Origin of the sequence: Actinokineospora alba (assembly GCF_004362515.1) — a bacterium.
In the GTDB taxonomy this organism is placed as follows: Bacteria; Actinomycetota; Actinomycetes; order Mycobacteriales; family Pseudonocardiaceae; genus Actinokineospora; species Actinokineospora alba.
On the sequence record NZ_SNXU01000001.1, the window covers coordinates 2,923,686 to 2,940,977 of the forward strand.

At 64.9% G+C, this 17,292-nt stretch carries 11 protein-coding genes and 3 pseudogenes; 2 read left to right on the forward strand and 12 right to left on the reverse strand.

All coding sequences use genetic code 11. The features are described 5' to 3' along the window. Positions 1-178: 178 nt before the first annotated feature. From C8E96_RS34625 to C8E96_RS13585, 9 genes and pseudogenes are all read right to left on the reverse strand, one after another. A pseudogene (locus C8E96_RS34625) lies at positions 179-444 on the reverse strand (Phenylacetic acid catabolic protein); the annotation flags it as partial. Between the two features lie 7 nt (positions 445-451). Next, positions 452-598, reverse strand: a pseudogene (locus C8E96_RS34630) (1,2-phenylacetyl-CoA epoxidase subunit PaaB); the annotation flags it as partial. 272 nt (positions 599-870) lie between these two features. Then, on the reverse strand, positions 871-2,220 hold the full coding sequence (locus C8E96_RS13555; protein ID WP_091373044.1) for a M20/M25/M40 family metallo-hydrolase: 1,350 nt from the start codon (positions 2,218-2,220) through the stop codon (positions 871-873). Then, entirely contained in the window at positions 2,207-3,865 is a 1,659-nt protein-coding gene (locus tag C8E96_RS13560) for an amidohydrolase (protein ID WP_091373047.1), read from the reverse strand. The genes C8E96_RS13555 and C8E96_RS13560 overlap by 14 nt, the downstream gene beginning before the upstream one ends. Then, positions 3,862-4,707, reverse strand: coding sequence for a polysaccharide deacetylase family protein (locus C8E96_RS13565; RefSeq protein ID WP_091373050.1), 846 nt, complete (start codon positions 4,705-4,707; stop codon positions 3,862-3,864). Before C8E96_RS13565 ends, C8E96_RS13560 begins: the two co-directional genes overlap by 4 nt. Positions 4,708-4,783: 76 nt before the next feature. After that, a complete protein-coding gene (locus C8E96_RS13570; protein ID WP_091373053.1) occupies positions 4,784-5,818 on the reverse strand; it encodes an oligopeptide/dipeptide ABC transporter ATP-binding protein in 1,035 nt (344 codons plus the stop codon). Continuing rightward, positions 5,815-7,692: a dipeptide/oligopeptide/nickel ABC transporter permease/ATP-binding protein gene (locus C8E96_RS13575; RefSeq protein WP_228769792.1), complete on the reverse strand. Its 1,878-nt coding sequence runs from the start codon at positions 7,690-7,692 to the stop codon at positions 5,815-5,817. The genes C8E96_RS13570 and C8E96_RS13575 overlap by 4 nt, the downstream gene beginning before the upstream one ends. After that, positions 7,689-8,702, reverse strand: a complete 1,014-nt coding sequence (locus tag C8E96_RS13580; RefSeq protein WP_091373060.1) for an ABC transporter permease — start codon at positions 8,700-8,702, stop codon at positions 7,689-7,691. The genes C8E96_RS13575 and C8E96_RS13580 overlap by 4 nt, the downstream gene beginning before the upstream one ends. 51 nt (positions 8,703-8,753) lie before the next feature. Further along, entirely contained in the window at positions 8,754-10,319 is a 1,566-nt protein-coding gene (locus tag C8E96_RS13585; protein WP_166657983.1) for an ABC transporter substrate-binding protein, read from the reverse strand. 177 nt (positions 10,320-10,496) lie between these two features. Between C8E96_RS13585 and C8E96_RS13590 the strand changes: the two genes are divergently transcribed. Continuing rightward, on the forward strand, positions 10,497-11,393 hold the full coding sequence (locus tag C8E96_RS13590) for an Lrp/AsnC family transcriptional regulator (protein WP_228769793.1): 897 nt from the start codon (positions 10,497-10,499) through the stop codon (positions 11,391-11,393). A 221-nt stretch (positions 11,394-11,614) separates the two neighbouring features. Here C8E96_RS13590 and C8E96_RS13595 read toward each other — a convergent pair whose 3' ends face one another. Both C8E96_RS13595 and C8E96_RS13600 read right to left on the reverse strand, forming a co-directional pair. Then, complete coding sequence (locus tag C8E96_RS13595; protein WP_091373067.1) at positions 11,615-12,625, reverse strand: phosphotransferase enzyme family protein; 1,011 nt, start codon at positions 12,623-12,625, stop codon at positions 11,615-11,617. Positions 12,626-12,979: 354 nt separating this feature from the next. After that, positions 12,980-13,597, reverse strand: coding sequence for a TetR/AcrR family transcriptional regulator (locus tag C8E96_RS13600; protein WP_091373070.1), 618 nt, complete (start codon positions 13,595-13,597; stop codon positions 12,980-12,982). 99 nt (positions 13,598-13,696) lie between these two features. On the opposite strand from C8E96_RS13600, the pseudogene C8E96_RS13605 reads away from it, so the two are divergent. Beyond that, a pseudogene (locus tag C8E96_RS13605) lies at positions 13,697-14,378 on the forward strand (IS982 family transposase). A 20-nt stretch (positions 14,379-14,398) separates the two neighbouring features. On the opposite strand, the gene styD reads toward C8E96_RS13605, so the two are convergent. Further along, on the reverse strand, positions 14,399-17,215 hold the full coding sequence (gene styD, locus C8E96_RS34035) for a phenylacetaldehyde dehydrogenase StyD (RefSeq protein ID WP_228769794.1): 2,817 nt from the start codon (positions 17,213-17,215) through the stop codon (positions 14,399-14,401). Between the last annotated feature and the right edge of the window lie 77 nt (positions 17,216-17,292).

Sequence of the window (17,292 nt, forward strand, 5' to 3'; positions counted from 1 at the left end):
CCAGCCGGTGCTGGGCGGGCAGCCCCGTCTCCGGGGTGCCGGTCATCCATTCGCGATGCCACCCGGTTTGGCCCCGGGGTGGGGCATGGTGAGGTGCGGCCGGTGATCGGGTGGGATCAATCAAGGTTCGATCACGCCGCCGAGGGCGGCGGGGATACAGACAGCGAACGATCACGCTGTTGGCCAGCGCAATGTCCTCCTCGAGGTCAGGAGCGTTGCTGCACCACTGCGAGAGCCGGTGCGACATCAACAAGGCATCGCCGGCGAGCATCAGGCAGTACGTCGTGTGGTCGTGACCGCCGACGCCCTCGGGGACAGTCGTGTCGACACCGGCCAGCGGGTCTCGAAGTCGGTCCCGAAGGCCCACCGCGACTGGTCGCCACCGAGCAGTCCGTCGTAGACGGACTCGTGGTCAACCGGTTCGAAGGGTCGTGAATCAGTCATCGTCAGCTCACATGTGCGGAACGTTGTCGGGGATCTCGTAGAACGTCGGATGCCGGTACACCTTGTCGCCACTGGGGGCGAAGAGGGAGTCCTTCTCGTCCGGGCTCGACGCGGTGATGTAGCCGGAACGGACCACCCAGATGCTGACGCCTTCATATACGCGTCAGCTTCAAGGAACGCCCGACGCGCCGACGAGCCGGACCGTCATTCTTAGCTGTCAAGGTCGCCAACAATGAGTCCGCGCCCCGCGACCTGATCCTTGAACCGGTTCGGGAAGGACATGGTGGACGACGGCATCGACCGAGGCGTACTGCGACCCCGGCTGCTGTTCTCCACGCACTGTTCCCTTTAGCCGTCGGCGTCACCGTTGAAAAGGTCGGCTGCCGGTCTCGTTCTTATGGTCGCCTTCACCACTGGGCGGCGCCCTCAAGCCTGGCGGAGGAACTCGTCCAGAACTCTTACCCCGAACCGGATCGAATCCACGGGAACTCTCTCGTCGACGCCGTGGAACAGCGCGGCGAAGTCCAAGTCCGGAGGGAGTAACAGGGGCGTGAACCCGAAGTGGCGAATGTCGAGCTGAGCGAACCGCTTCGCGTCGGTACCGCCGGACATCATGTAGGGCAGCGCGATCGCCCCTGGATCGTGCTTAAGCAGCGCGGCGACCATCGTGTCGACGAGGCCGCCATCAAATGTCGTCACAACGCTGTCCTGCTCGTGCCACTCAAGCTCGATCTTCGGGCCGAGGAGGGTCGCCAGTTCCGCGTCGAAGGCTTCGCGCCGCCCGGGCAGAAGGCGGCAATCGACTTCCGCCTCGGCGACCGCAGGGATGACGTTCGACTTATAGCCGGCGTTCACCATCGTGACGTTCGCCGTGTCGCGGATGGTCGCCCCGATGATCCGCGACAGGCCACCGAGTCGATCGACGACGTCTTCCGCGTCCTCGTCGTGGGCGAAGGCCCACCCACCTGCCTGGCTGATCCCGTGGAGGAACTCACGAACGGTGGGCGTGATCGTCACTGGGAAGCGGTGTCGGCCCAAGATGGTCAAGGCCTCGCTGAGCCTCTCGATGGGGTTATCTTCGACGATCATGGAGCCGTGACCGGCAACGCCGCGCGCCCGGATCTTGAGCCACCGTTTGCTCTTCTCCGCTGTCTGGATGAGGTAGGCCCGAATGCCGTTGTCGAGCGTGTGGGAGAAGCCGCCGACTTCGCCGATCGCTTCGGTGACGCCGTCGAGAAGCTCGGGGCGCGTGCGCACGAGGTACCCGGCGCCCAGGCGTCCGCCCGCTTCCTCGTCGGCGACGAATGCGAAAACAATGTCGCGGGCGGGAACGATGTTGTGCCTCTTGTAGCGAACGGCTAGCGAGAGAGCCATGGCGACCATATGCTTCATGTCCACGGCTCCTCGGCCCCACACGTATCCGTCGTGGATCTCTCCCGAGAGGGGGTGGATGGTCCAGTCGAAGGGGTCCGCGGGCACGACATCGAGGTGTGCGTGCACGAGCAAGCCTCCGCGCTCTCGGTCAGCGCCCTCCAGACGAGCAACCACTGAGTGGCGATCGTTTCCGGCGTCGACGTAGCTCACTTCGTAGCCCGCGTCGCTGAGTGCCGTGGCGACGAACTCGGCTGAGGTACGTTCCCCCACCGTTGTCTCGTCCTCACCTGTGTTGGTGGAGTCGATTCGGATGAGCGCGCTGAGAAGGTCGAGGGCGTAAGCCGCCGTGTCCTCGATGCTCGGCGCGGGCACGAGATCACCGCGGTGCTCAGGCCTGGGCATAGATGATCTCTCCGTCGAGCACCGTGTAGCGAACTGTTAGGTGCGGGATGTCGTGCGGGTCTGCGGTGAGTAGGTCGCCGTCCAAGACGCAGAGATCGGCGACCTTGCCGGTCTCGATGGAGCCTTTCCAGCCTTCGGCGCCGTCTTGCCAGGCGGCGTTAATCGTGTACGTGCGGAGAGCGGCCTCGAGGTCGATGCGCTGGTCGGGACCCGACACAGCACCACTCCCCCTCGCTTCGCGCAGGATCATGGTCGAGATGCCTTGCAGCCAATCGGGGGATGTGACAGGCGCATCCGACCCGCTGGTCACGGTCACCCCGGCTGCGAGGGCGTCGCGGTAGGGCATCTCGTATCCGGCGCGCTCCGGCCCAACGACGTCGTTCTCGGCGTCTGCGATGACCCATTTGATGGTGGGGTTCATGTTGGCGCCGAACCCGTTCGCGCTAAGCAGAGTCATGCTGGCACGGCTCAGGAAGTCGGCGTGAATGATGTAGTGGCGCGGGTCGGCGTTCGGTGCGTCGCGCTGGGCGGTGATAAATCCTGCGACGACTGCGTCGATTGCGCGATCGCCGGTGACGTGCACTCCGATCTGGTGCCCGCACCGGTGAGCGTGCTCAATCATGGTGTGGAGCTCGGCGATGCGTACGTCGTCGGTGTCGCCGTGCGTTGAGAGGCAGCCGTGGCCGCCGTCCTCGTACGGCTCACTCATCCACGAGGTGCGGTTGGGTGGGATGCCGTCGGCGAAGATTTTGACCCCGGCGATGCGGAACCGGAGCTGGTTGGTGCCGGTCGGCGTGGGCCAATTGTCAAGAACGTCCTTGAAATCGGCCGCGGTGCCCACAGGCCGCTGCGGCAGCAGCAGTCCGGTGACGCGTGCGTGGAGCCGACCCTCCGCGGCCAGGGCCTCGTAGGCGTCGACCTCGGAGGCCGTGAGTCCCGGATCCGTGTAGCTGGTGATCCCGCGCCGGGCACACTCGGCCACCGCGGCTTCGATGGCGTCAATTTGCTCGGCACGAGATGGGGCGGGGATCGCTTCGCTGAAGACAGCGACCGCCGCCTCGCGGACGATCCCGGTGGGTTCGCCGTCCTCAGTATCGATGATCCCGCCGGGCGGAGTTGCCACTCGCGTGCCGAGCCCGGTGGTCGCGATTGCGACTGTGTTGACCCACGCCGCGTGACCCGAGAAATCGGTGAGAAGAACGGGATGATGGGGGCTGACAGCGTCTAGGTCGCGTCTGTGCGGCGCCCGAGACCGATCGGCACGGCACTCCGCGAGGAGGGCCTGGTCCCAGCCGCGTCCGCGAATCCAGGTCCCCGGCGGTGTGGTCTCGGCTGCAGTGCCCACAGCCCGCACGATCTCGGCGATGGACATCACGCTGGGGTGGAGGAGGTCGAGCACCATCGGAGGCCGGGTCATGCCGTAGCCCACGCCGTGCAGGTGGGCGTCGTTGATGCCCGGCACGACGGTGGCGCCATCGAGTTCGATCACGGTCGTCTCGGGACCGATCATCGAGACGACGTCGCCGTCGGCTCCAACCGCGACGATCGTGCCACGACGGATTGCCACGGCGGACGCGACCGTAAACGCGGGGTCCACAGTGAGCACTTTTCCCCGCCGGAGGACGAGGTCGGCTGTCTGGCTCAACTGACGCTCTTCCAGTCGCTGACCGCTTCCGACATGGTCCTAAAGGGAACGTTTAGTTCCTTCGCCCGGCGGATAAAGTTCTCGACGGTGTGGAGCTTGCTGGCCCTTCCGATCGCAGCGGGGTGCCAGACACCAGTGAGGGTTCCGCCGGGAACGCGGTCGACCATGAACTCCAGATCGGCCACCCATCGCTTGCCGAGGGCGACGACGTCGGTACTGGCAGGCAGTACTAGTCCGGGAGTCATGACGAACTCGAGCAGGACAAAGTCGATGATGGTACCCAGTGGCACTTCGACGAGGTCGAGCTCCGGGCCGAACTCGACAGGCATGTCCGGGTCGACGACGTCGCCGGTCCGGCATCGGTACATCCCGTAGTCACTACCCCACAGGCTGCTGTCATACGTGAAGCTGTACTCGGCGAGCAGGCGCGTGGAGTTCGGAGAGAGGTCGGCGGAGGGTGACCGGTAGCCGGCGGGAACAACTCCGAGCACTTTGTCGAGAGCTTCCAAGCCACGCTCAAGCATGCGCCGCTCCGCAGGCTCCTCCAGATGCGTGGGAACCTCGTGGGCGTAGCCGTGATGGCCGATCTCGTGGCCGGAGTCGCGGATACGCTTGCAGACGTCGGGAAAGGCCTCGGCGTCCATCCCGGGAATAAACCAGGTTGACTTGACGCCTTCTCGGTCGAGCAGGTCGAGGATGCGAGGGGCGGCAACCCGGGCCGCGAACTCTCCGCGCGAGACATAGGTCGGCGAGGTCAAGCCAAGCGTTCCGACCCAGGCGGAAATGGCGTCCAGATCGAAGCTGAGGCAGACGGACGTCTCCTTGGCGAGGGTTTCATTCATGTGGTGCTCCTGCTCTAGCCGCAGCTCCGGCCCTGGAGTGCGACGTTGTCGTCTTGGCGTGAGGGTGCATATTTAGTCAGTGTCCATTGGTCGGTTCGGGCGCTTGATGCCCGCTGACGGCCTCCGTGCGGAGTGGAAAGTGGCAAGCCACTCGGCGCTGCCCATCGGCGATGTCGTCGAAGCTGGGTGCCTCCGTGGCACAGCGCGTCCGCTCTGGGATCACCAGGGGACCCACGGGACATCGAGGATGGAACACGCAGCCGGGCGGCGGTGCCGCTGGGTCGGGAACCGCGTCTGCTCCCAGTGTCGGGGTCGCGTTCGTCAGCAGTGTCCCCTTACGATCGGGGACGCTGTCGAGCAGAACGCGGGTATAGGGGTGGGCGGGATGGTCGAGCACGGTCATGTTTCCGGCCTCCATCATCTTGCCCAAGTACAGGACGCCGATCTCGGTGCACAGGTAGCGGGCGAGCGCTAGGTCGTGGGTGATGAACACCATGCCGATGCCAAGATCTGCCTGAAGGGACCGAAGCAGGTTGAGGACTTCGGCCTGGACTGATGAGTCGAGTGCCGCGGTGACCTCGTCGGCGACCAGAACGCGCGGTTTGGCGGCCAGCGCGCGGGCGATAACGATCCGCTGCCGCTGGCCACCAGAGAACTCGTGGGGCAGGCGGTCCGCGGCCGAGGCGTCCAGAGCGACCTTCTCGAGGAGGTCGTTCACGCGTTGCCGGTGGGCGCCGAGTGAGGATCTCCGAGGGTCGATCGCCTCCGCGATTGCGCGGCCAACCGTCATGCGTGGGTCGAGCGAACTGTATGGGTCCTGAGGTACCAGCTGCACCAACCTGCGCCGGTTGCGCATGACGCGACTCCGCGCGGTCGTGAGCGGGTCTCCGGCCAGCAGGACTGACCCTCCCATTGGCGACAGTTGTCCGACGAGTACCTTCGCCAACGTCGACTTGCCGGAACCGGACTCTCCTACTACGCCAACGGTCTGACCGGGCGTCACGGCAAGATCGACGCGGTGCAGGATGCGCCCCGAGCGGCTCGCGCGGCCGTAGCCCGCCTCGATTGCTTGCGCTTGGAGGATGGGAGCGCGGGGCTGTGGGTTGGTCATCGAGACATCGTTTCCTGAGTAGCGGGAGCCATGGCGTGACAGGACACCTCGCCGTCGCCGTGTCGCTGCAGGGCGGGGGCGACAGTGAGGCACGTTTCGTGAACGAGAGGGCAGCGGGCGGCGAAGGCGCACCCGCGGATGTAGTCGGCCGGCTCCGGCGGGCGTCCGTGCAGCGCTTGCAGAGGTTGCGTGACATCGGTTTGGGAGTCGAGTGCGGCCGCCAGAAGCGCCTGGGTGTACGGGTGCATCACGTGTCCCGATCGCAGGTCCTCGGTGGTCACCTCCTCGACGATGCTGCCTGCATACATGACGTAGATGCGGTCGCACATCGTGGCCACGACGTTGATGTCGTGCGAGATGAGGAGCATCGCCATGTCGTGCGAGGTCGTGAGCTGCTTCATGAGGCGAAGCACGTCGGCTTGTACGGTGACGTCGAGTGCCGTTGTCGGCTCGTCCGCGATTAGCAGCTTGGGCTCGGAGAGCAGAGCCATCGCGATCATGGCTCGCTGCCGCATGCCGCCGGAGAGCTCGTGGGGGTACTGGCGCATCCGCAGCCGCGGATTGGAGATGCGGACCTCCGCGAGTCTGTTAAGTGCTTCGTCCCAAGCTTGCTTCTTGGCGAGCCCCCGGTGCACCCGGGCAACCTCGGTCAGCTGCGCGCCGAGTCGCATGGCGGGATTGAAGCACGACGACGGGTCCTGGAAGACCACGCCGAGGTCGGTCGCGATGTGCTTGGGAGGCACGATGTCGGGGTCAGCCAGGCTGGCGCCGGCGACGTTCAGGGTCGCTGCCGACCACACGAGTTGAGGCGAAGCTAGGCGGGCGGTCGCCATGGCCGTCAATGATTTGCCCGAACCAGATTCGCCCACCAGCCCAACGATCTCACCTGCCCGGATGTGGAAGCTGATTCCCCGGACCAGGGGGATGTCGTCGACGTCCTCGCCGGCGCCGATCTTGAGCTGCCGGACTTTCACAACGTCCGAGCACGACATCTCCTCGTACGTGTCCTCGCTGGTCTTGCCGGCGAGGGGCGCACTGCTCGCCCGCCGTGTTCGGGCGCCGCTCCGAGGTTGGAAGTAGGCGTCGAACCCGTCACCCAGGAGCCCAGCGGCGAGTCCGGTGATGAGGATGGCGATCGAGGGACCGAATACCGCAGCGGGTGCCTGGTACATGTCGCGCAGACCGGCTGCGAGCAGTTGGCCCCAGTCGTAATCGGGCTGTTGAACGCCTAGGCCGATGAAGCTGAGCCCGGAGAGGGCGATGATGCTGGTTGCGAACACGACCGAAACGAGCACGAGTAGGGGTGCGGCGATGTTGGGCAGCACGTGGCGAAGCGCCAGTCGCCCCCCGGGTACGCCGAGCAACCGCGCGAGGCTGATGTAGTCCTTAGTCAGCACGACTGCTGTCAGTTTGTTCGCGAGACGTGCGAACTGCGGGACGAGAGCGACCCCAACGCCGACGGCTACGGAGACCTTGCCGGGGTTGAAGATGGCGATGATCGCGATGGCGATGATGATAGGCGGATAGCTGACCAGAAGGTCGACCAGGCGGGCGCCGAGTTGGCGCGTGCGCAGGGAGCCGAGTGCGGCGAGTGCACCGAACCCGATCCCCACGATGCTGGCGATCAGGGTGGAAGCCAGGGCCATCAGGAGGGTCAGGCGGGTCGCGACCAGCGTGCGGGCGAGAATGTCGCGGCCGAAAGCGTCAGTGCCCAGCCAGTGCGCCGCAGCCGGTCCCTGGCGAACGTCGGCCGTGAGCTGCTCTGCATGATCACCAAGCAGGAGCGGGCCCAAAATCGCGACCAAGATGATGAGTGCAAGCAGCGAGCTACCCGCGATCAGCATCGCAGGCGGCCGCTGGGAACGCTGGGTCATGCGGTCTCTCCCAGCACTCGGGGATCGAGCACGCCGAGCACGACATCGACCGCAACGTTGATGAGCACCGCCACCAATCCAAGGAGCAGGAGGATGCCTTGGACGACCGGGTAGTCGTTGCTCTGAACGGCTCTAACCAAGGCGTTGCCTAGGCCGGCCATGTTGAAGACGTTCTCGGTGATGACCGTACCGCCGATGAGCGCGATGAGCAGGACGCCTCCCAAGGTGAGCGTGCTTGTGATGACGTTGGGCAGGATGTGTCGGCTGACAGTGCGCCAGGTGCTGATCCGCTTACTGGCGGCGGTCATCATGTACTCCTGATTGAGCACGGCGCGGGTCTCGTTGCGGACGAGTCGTGCGAGGACGGCGGCTGGCCCAAGGCCTACGGCCAACGCCGGAAGCAGGATCTCGTCTGGCCCGGATCCTCCTTGGACTGGCAGGTAGCCCAAGGTCAGCGGGAAGATGAGGATCAGCAACGTTCCGGTGATGTACTCGGGAAGCGCGCCGACGACTGATGTGATTGCGGAGAAGACGCCGCTTCGCCAGGCCCCGCGACCGTCCCTCCCGAGGAGGCCGGCCGCCAGGCCGAGGGGGAATCCGAGGAGGATAACGACCAGCAGGCCCGCGCAGGCAAGCTCGACGGTGAGCGGGAAGCGCTGGCTGAGAAGGGTCGAGACCGGCTGGCTGTTAGTGAACGAGGTTCCCAGGTCACCGTGCAGGATTCCGGTCACGTAGGACCAAAACTGCTGAGGCAGCGAGTCAGTCAGTCCCAGTTGTTCGCGGACCCGCTTCACATCCTCGGCGCTTGCCGTCGGTCCGAGGATGAGTCGGGCGGGATCGCCCGGGACGAGCCGCACGACCAGGAACGTGAGAATCGTGATCGCGACGAGCACGACGACGAGTCCCCTGGCCCGGACCGCAAGGTAGTGCAGCCACACCGCGGCCGCCTGCTGGTGGTCGTCTCTCGATCTGCTGCGCTTCTGTGGCGGCAGCGGTGTGGTTGTCTGCATCGTTCACTCTCGCAAAGTGGTCGGTTCTGACCGGGAGGTGATTGGCGCTTGTCAGCCCGCGACCCGGATGGTCGCCGGGAGGATGTAGCCCTTGGCGGCGACGGCGGCGGAGCCCCCGGCATACACCATGTGGTAAGGCACAGAGGCGAGTGGGAGCACGTCGTTGTTGCCGATAAGGGCCTTCTGAATATCGCTCATCGCGGCGCAGCTCTCCTCACCTTCCGTAGTGGTGTAGGTGCCCAGCGCGGTGGCTGCCTCCTCGTTCTGCACGTTGCCGAGGTTCTGACCGTTCGGCGGTGGCGGTCCGATGAAGTTCAGCGCCGTGAGGAGCATGTTGGTGAAGGGGACACCCTGGACGTAGAGATTGACGTCCCAGTCGTTCTTGCCGCTGAACAGGTCGCCGATCCACGCCTCGTTCGAGAGGTTCTGCAGTTCAGGGTCGGCGCCGACGCCGCGCAGGGCCTCAAGCACGTAGTTATTGGCGTCGCCGCCGGCAAGGATATTGGTGCCAAGAACTCGGACCTTGACGCCGTCGAGCACACCTTTCGCAGCCTCAGGGTCGGTCGCGGGGATGATGTCGGCGATGCTGTCGTCGTAGCACTCGTAGTTGGGCTGGCCCAGGTTGTTCAGTACTTTACCGGCGCCGAACGACTGGACGTTGTTGAGCTGCTCGCGATCGATCGCCTGGGAGATGGCCTTCCGAACCTGGGGGTCGGCCGTGGGGTGGCCGTCGTTCTCGTTGAACATCAAGAACGTGTCGTAGAACTGCTTGACGTCGATCGTCGCGTTCGGCGTGTCAGCGAAGCGCTTCCACGCGTCGGATGCGAAGGAGGCGACCTGCATCTCGCCCGTCGCGAGAAGGTTGGCCATCGTGCTCTCGTCGGTGATCACGCTCATCACAAGCTTCTTCGGCGGCGTGCCGGCGGGCTGGTTAGGGTACTCGGCGCCCCATTCGTAGCCCTCGTGGTAGCTAAACGTGTAGGAGGAACCGGAAACCTGGGAGTCCGCGACCCAGGCGCCGGTGCCTTCCGACTTTGTGGCCAGACTCTTCGGCTCCTTGAGCCCTTCGGGGCAGATGATGCCGGTGAACGGTACGGTGAGACCCGCGACGAGCTGGGTCCAGGGCTGCGAGAGCTTCACTGTCACGGAGGAGTCGTCCGCTGTCACCGTCGCTTCTCCCTGCCCGGTAACCAACCCCCGCAGAGGAGCGGCCGTATTGGGGTCGAGGAAGCGCGTCAGGGACGCGGCGATGTCGTCCGGGGTCAGCGCAGTGCCGTCGGAACAGGTGATGCCGTCCTTGAGTTCAAAGGTCGCCTGGGTCGGGGTGGCCTTCCATGACTTGGCGAGGCCCGGGATGACTTTGCCATCGGAGTCGATGGCGACGAGCGTGTCGTACATCGCCCAGGAGGCGATTGCGGCCTGGGCCGAGCTGCCGAGCGCTGGGTCCAGCGTAGTCAGACCTCCCGGCAGGCTCATGGTGATGGTGTCGCCGGCCTTGGGGAGGGAACTGGCGTTCCCCTTGTCCCCCGAGCCGCCACACGCGGCCAGTGCCAGCAGCATCATGGCGATTCCGGCCACGAAGCCGACGCGGCGAAGGGTGCGGGATTGCTTGGACATCGACGATCTCCTGTTCCGGACGTGGTTTCTGCCGGGTCGAGACTGACTCGACTGCACTGTCGACCGTGTTGTGGCATGGACCACCTCAATGAGGTTTCGGAAAGTCTCCACCGAGACTACCTTTACGCACCGGAAACTCATAGATATGAGCGTAAATATTGTTGTACCCTTGGAAAGGTGCACCGAGAGCCCGTAGGCGAGGACGACCTTGTCCTCCTTCATGCGCTGCAAATCGCGCCACGGGTCTCGTGGGTCGCGGCGGATGAGATCCTGGACAGCAACCCGCAGGTCCTAGCCCAGCGTTGGTCAAAACTCCGCGACAGCGGCGTCGCCTGGATCACCGCCGGCCCGGGCGGCGTCCACGGCGACCTGACCACCGCATTGATCGAAGTGGACTGCATGCCCGGCGGACGGGCCGTCGCCATCGAGGCCCTGTGCAAAGACCCGCGGGTGGTCACAGTGGAGGAGTCCACTCAGGGAAGAGACCTCATGTTGACGGTCATGACCGGCGACCTGACGGAGATGACCGGCTTTCTCACCGACGAGCTGGCGACCTTTCCCGGAGTCGCCACCATCCGCACCTACCTGGGCACTGCGATGTACCGAGACGGCAGCAGCTGGCGGCTCGGTGCTTTGAACTCCTCACAAGCGACAGCACTGGAAGTCGAGGCCCGCGCAACGCGGCGCGACGACAGCCTCCCGCCGAAGCATGCTTGGCCTCTCATCGAGGCTCTCGCTGTCGACGGTCGCCGCGCGGCGGCCGAGCTCGCCGAGGCAACCGGTCGCAATGCCGCGACCGTCCGACGACAGCTACCTCGTCTGCTGCGCTCAGGGTTGCTGTCCTTCCGATGCGAGGTGGCGCAATCCGTTTCCGGCTGGCCAATCAGCTGCACGTGGCGATTCAGGGTTCAGCCCGCTCAGCTGGACAAGACCGTGGATGCGCTGTCGACCCTGCCGAACCTTCGCCTGTGCATATCCACAACAGGCAATGCCAACATGGTGATCACAGTCTGGACGAGCGAGCTACCTCACGTCACCAAACTCGAGCAACTGCTCGCTACCAAGCTCCCGTAGATGGAAATCCTCGACAGCGGCATCAACCTGCGCACGAGCAAACGAATGGGCTGGATGCTCGATAACAGCGGGCGAGCCACTGGTCAGGTTGTCACCCCGACCGCGTTGCAGCGGCGCTAGGCGCGTGAACGCTGGGGCGCGTGGCACGCCCCAGCGTCGCTGGACTGGCTCACCACGAAGGCCGCTTCCTCAGCTCGCGGACGCCCGCCTCACCGGGAGCATCAGACGAGCTCAGCGGCTCCCATGTAGTCCTGGGCTAGCCGAACTACGAACGGCCGCACGTGCTCGGCGATGAAGTCACTGGTGGGATCCCCTGGGCGCTCAGCCGCCCAACCGAGATAGGTCAGCCCTCGCGCCAAGAGCATCGGCTTCCAGATCGACCGATCCACGTCCGTGAGTGGACGAACCTCTTCGTAACCAGCCAGCAACGATGCGACAATCTCTTCGCCGCGACGGTGCGGCAGGTAGAAGAATGCTGCCGTCGCCAGGTCGAAGACGTAATAGCCCGGCCCGCTGTCGTCGAAGTCGATGATCGTCATCTGACCGTCTCGGACAAGAACGTTCTCTGGCGTGAAGTCGGCGTGCACCATGCCGTAGCGCTCGATGTTTTTGCCGTAGGCCGTCAGCTGCTTGTGGAGCTTCGTCGCCGCCTCCGCCACGACAACTCCACCCGCATCCAGATCCTCGAAGAGTCGCAGTGGGTCACCCCAAAGCGGCGCACTTCCAATCAGACCGTCCGCGTCCCACGCGCGCCGCACGGAGGACTCAGGTCGCAGACTCCCGGAAACCTTCAGATGCAGGTCTGCAATTAGCCTGCCGAGTGCACTGAACGAGGAAGCGTCAACCTCCTCAAGACCCAGGAAGGCGTCTCCGATGTCACCAAGCGGACTAGCGCCCTCCACCCAGTCGAGCATGTCGACCTGGTGAATGTCACCCTCGGCGTCGACGACGTGGCAGAAGGGCATGCCAGCCACGGTCCTTCTCACCTGTGGTACCTGAAGCCCGCTAGCCGAAAGACTGGCGAGCAGGGTCAACTCCTCGAGCAACTCCTCGTCGGAGCGGTAGCCGCCTCGGTGGAGCCGCAGGGCGTAGCTACGGCCGGTCTCGTCAACGACCTTGAACACGTAGTTCTCGCGGTACTTCACGAACGTCAGCGACGCGCTGACTTTGGGGCCGTAGTGCGGCAACGCGCTTCGGGCTACATCTTCAGCACTTTCGCGGTCGATGATCATCGCGCGAGACCGTCCTCTCCTGGACCGGGCCGACAGTTCGGTCGACCATCAGCCGACACCCAGGAGCCGGCTGGCACCATCACCGCCGTCGTCGGCTTTCAGCGAGCACATTGACATCCACATCGTACAAAAACGATGCCCTAGGGGCAATATTTGAACTTCTCGTTCAGGCTTGTGCCTAACGCGAGGACTCTGGCCCCGCGGCCGTCCAGCGCCTGGGATCGGCCGGTGGCCGCTTAAGGCTCGATCCACTCACAACCGCCGAAGCGACCGTCAATGAACCGACTACTCAGAGCCAGCTCATCGGTGGATCGAGGCTAAACGGAGGCTCAAAAGGCAGCGCCGCCCGGCATGTCAGAGATTTGCCACCAAGGCGTCCATGGAGTCCAAGATCTCTGTCGGGCTCACGCTGCCGTCGGCGACGTCACGCAGTGCGGATCTCATGGCGCCGACCAGGAGCGTCGCCACGACCCGGGGGGACGCCTTGGTAGAGACGGACTTGGTCTTTTGCGCTGCGGCCAGGTCGGCGGTGATGTAATCGGCGAAAACGCCCGATGCATGACCTCGAACCGGGTCGAGCGCCTCGTCGAGCGCCGGATCGTCGATGGAGTAGAAGCGGCCGACGAGGGGACGTTGCGCTACCTCCATGAGGGCCTCGGTCAGGGCACGCACCCGGGAGCGGAACTCGCCTTCTACTTCATGGATACGCACAGCTTGCTCGACCAGCTGCGTGTTGATTTCCTCGTACAGCTCGCGGAAGAGCTCCTCGCGGCCCTGCGGGAAGTACGAGTACAACGTGACCTTGGAGGCGCCTACACGGGCCGCAATGCTCTCAACCGTGGCGGACCCGTACCCGGACTCGGTGAACACCTCCAGGGCGGCGTCCAGCATCTCCCGTCTGGTTCGGAGCCGATTGCGTTCCCGCAGGGGCAGCACCGTCGACGGGCTGTCCGCTTTCGCTCGTTCTGACATGCTTCCTCCTCGTCCTTACGGCGCGTTCACTTCGCAGTCGACCTGAGAGTACCGCGATCGCGTCTGAAGACGTGAAGCGAGGGTGTCCATGATCATTGTGTGACGAATGACGTGGACACCCTCGCGACCGCACTCTATGTGAGAACCGATGACCTGCTGAAGCAGGCACCGCATCTGGCGCCGTGGCGCCCGAAGATCGGCATCAAGCCCCTGCTCACCGACGCGGAGCTGGTCACCCTGGCGGTGATGCAGGCGTTGCTCGGGTACCTCCGAGGCCCGCTGGTTGCGCCATGCCCGCGCTCATCTGGGTCATCTGTTCGGCTATCTGCCCCTGCAGCCGGGCTACAACAAACGGCTGCGCAATGCCGCCGGCCTGATCACCACGGTGATCCGCACGTTGGCCGTGGACACGACGCTGTGGACCGACGACGTGTGGGTCGTGGACTCCACCCCGGTGGAATGCGGCCGGTCACGTGAGACTGCGAAAAGCAAGGACTTCGAGACCGACCTCGACCGCGCCGGGATCGAACTGCTCCGCCCAGCCCGCAAGGGCGAACCCGAACGGCCCGGTGCACGACTGTTCAAGCCACTACGCCAAACCATCGAATCGATCAACCAGACCCTCAAAGGCCAACTCGATCTCGAACACCACGGCGCACGCACCCCCACCGGGGTGATCGTCCGCGTGCTCCAACGCATCCTCGCGCTCACCGCCGCGATCTGGCACAACGACAAGACCGGACAACCCATCAAACGATCACTGACCGCCTACGACCACTGACTCCCCTTGGAATCAATCATCTAGAGCACGATCGTGACGACCTTCTCCTCAGTGTTCGCCAGAATGCCGCTCCATCCGAGCTCTCGACCGATGCCGCTGGCCTTCACGCCGCCCCAGGGCAGGGCCGGATCGATGGCGGCCCACCCGTTTACCCACACCGCGCCGACACGCAGCCGACGTGCCAGCGTGTGAGCGGAACTTACGTTGGTGGTCCACACGGTTGCCGCGAGCCCATAGGTGGAGTCGTTGGCGATTCTTACCGCTTCGTCGATATCGTCGAAGGGCATCACCGCGCCGACGGGCCCGAAGACTTCCTCCCGCGCCAATGTCGACTGGTTGTCGACGTCGGCGAAGATGGTGGGCTGGACGAAGAATCCGTCGTGGCCGGGGAGCGCTCCTCCACCGGCGATTAGCCTCGCACCGTCGGCCTTGGCACCGTCGATGTAGGAGAGGACCCGCTGCTGATGAGGCCGGCTGATGAGCGGTCCCATCGTCGTTGAATCCTCGAACGGGTCGCCCAGTACTTGTGCCGCTGCGGCTTGCGCTAGCCCATCTACGACACATTCGTAGATTGCTCGGTGAACGAGAACTCGCGTCCCCGCGGCACACACCTCGCCTTGGTTGAAGAAGAGTCCCATGGCGATGCCACGTACGGCGGCCTCGACATCGGCGTCGTCCAGGACGATCTGCGGACTCTTGCCGCCCAGTTCGAGGCTGACGCGCTTGAACGTGTCAGCCGCTGCTTTCTGGATCTGGCGTCCGACCTCGGGCGATCCAGTGAAGCTGACCTTGTCCACGTCGGGGTGCTGGGCAAGGGCCGCTCCGGCGACCACGCCGAAACCTGGCAGGACGTTAACGACTCCAGGGGGAAACCCGGCCTCCTCGAACAGTTTGGCGAGGTGGAGGATCGACAGTGGTGCATCCTCTGCGGGCTTGAGCACGACAGTGTTGCCTGCGGCCAGCGCGGGTGCGAGCTTCCAGCTGGCGATCATCAAGGGCGTGTTCCAGGGCACGATGGCGGCAACCACACCCAGGGGTTCGCGCGTGGTGTAGGAGTGCGTGGGCTGCCCGAAGTAGCCAGCCGTGGGGATGGTGCTACCGGCGATCTTGTCGGCCCAGCCGGCGAAGTGGCGGAAGGTGGCGATCGCATTCGGCACGTCTAGAACCGCAGGCTGGCGAACAGGCTTCCCGATGTCGAGGGCCTCGAGTTCAGCAAGGTGGGTCGCGTCGCGTTCGATGAGGTCGGCCACGCGGTGCAGGAGTGCTGCGCGTGCAACGCCCGGGGTAGACCGCCAACCGCCCTCGAAGGCTCGTCGTGCGGCGCGGACCGCGTCGTCGACGTCGGTGGCGTCGGCAGCCGCGACCCGGCCGAGCGGCTCTCCGTTGGCCGGGTTGAGGACCTCGAGCGTGGCTCGAGACTCCCGCCAGCGGCCGTCGACGAAAAGGCGGCGCTCGACGACGAGACCGCCCCGGGCGGGGCTGCCCTGTCCCGACCCGGACGCTCCGCGATCGGTCCGAGTGGCTCGACGCTGCGCCTCGACATGCTCGAGCTCGTCGAGACTCGCAGCAAATCGGTCCACGAGGTGGTCGAGGTTGTCGTTGTCGAAGACCAGAGGCGGACGAATCTTGAGCACATTGTCGTAGCGCCCGACCTTGCTGATGAGCACGCCACGTCGGCGCATATCCTCGACGACCCACTTGGCCTGGGCCGCCCCGGGGTCACCTTCGCCGTCGATGAACTCCACGCCGAAGAACAGCCCGGTTCCACGGATGCTTTTCACGTTGGGATGGTCGCCGGCGATCTTCTCGAGAAGGTCGTGGGCCCGCTTCCCCACGGCGTGCGCGCCGGCTTGGAGTTCGCGGTCTCCCATCTCAGTGAGGACTGCGGTGCCGACGGTCGCTGAAACTGGATTGCCTGCGAATGTGTTAAAGAAGAGGTTGTTGGACCCAAACTCTTCGAGGAGGGCGGCGGTGGTTATGACGCCACCCATGGGGTGGCCGTTGCCCATCGGCTTGCCGAGGGTGACCAGGTCGGGCTCTAACCCAAGGAGCTCGTGTCCCCACATGTGCGAGCCGGTGCGCCCGAAGCCGGACTGCACCTCGTCGGAGATAACGAGTCCGTTCGCAGAGCGGACCATGGAGGCGACCGTCGAGACATAGCCAGCCGGGGTGCGGAGCAGGCCCTCGGTCGAGAGCAGCGGGTCCAGGAGGAGCGCGGACACGCCGTGGCCGGCGTTCTGCAGGTCGAGGATGGAAGCGGCGGCTTCGGCGAGAGCATCGGCGAGGACGAGCCTTTCCGGTCGCTTGTCAGCATGGAGATCGGGGATGCGCAGCGTCCGAACGTGAGCACCGAGCGGCTCCTTGACCGAGACGCCGGTGGTCAACTCTGCCAAGCTCGTCGTGTTGCCGTGGTAGCTGAAGTCGCTGACAAGGACTCCGGTGCTGCCAGTGTGCTGTCGCGCAATGCGGAGGGCGAGCTCATTGGCCTCGGAGCCGCTGTTGGTAAAGAACGCCCTGTTCAGACCAGAGCCGAACGTCGAGAGGAGGAGCTCCGCGTACTCGACGACCGGCTCCGAGAGGTATCGCGTGTGGAGGTTGAGGGTCTTGGCTTGTTCGATCAGGGCGCGAACAACGACAGGGTTCGCGTGACCAACATGTGGCACGTTGTTGTAGGCGTCCAGGTAGGTGGTTCCGTCAGCTCCCTGCAGCCAAACGCCCTCGCCGGAGAGCAGATGGAGCGGTTCGTCGTAGAACAGCGGGGAGTGAGGGCCCAGGGTGGCCTGCCTGCGCGCCAAGAGTGCGCTGGTACGCCACTTGCTGGTGCTGCTGCTGTTCATCGCGTCTCCTGTTTGATGCTTCGCCGGCCGCTGTGCGCTGCTCCAGGCGACTTAGGGCCGTGCTTGGGCTCTGGTCC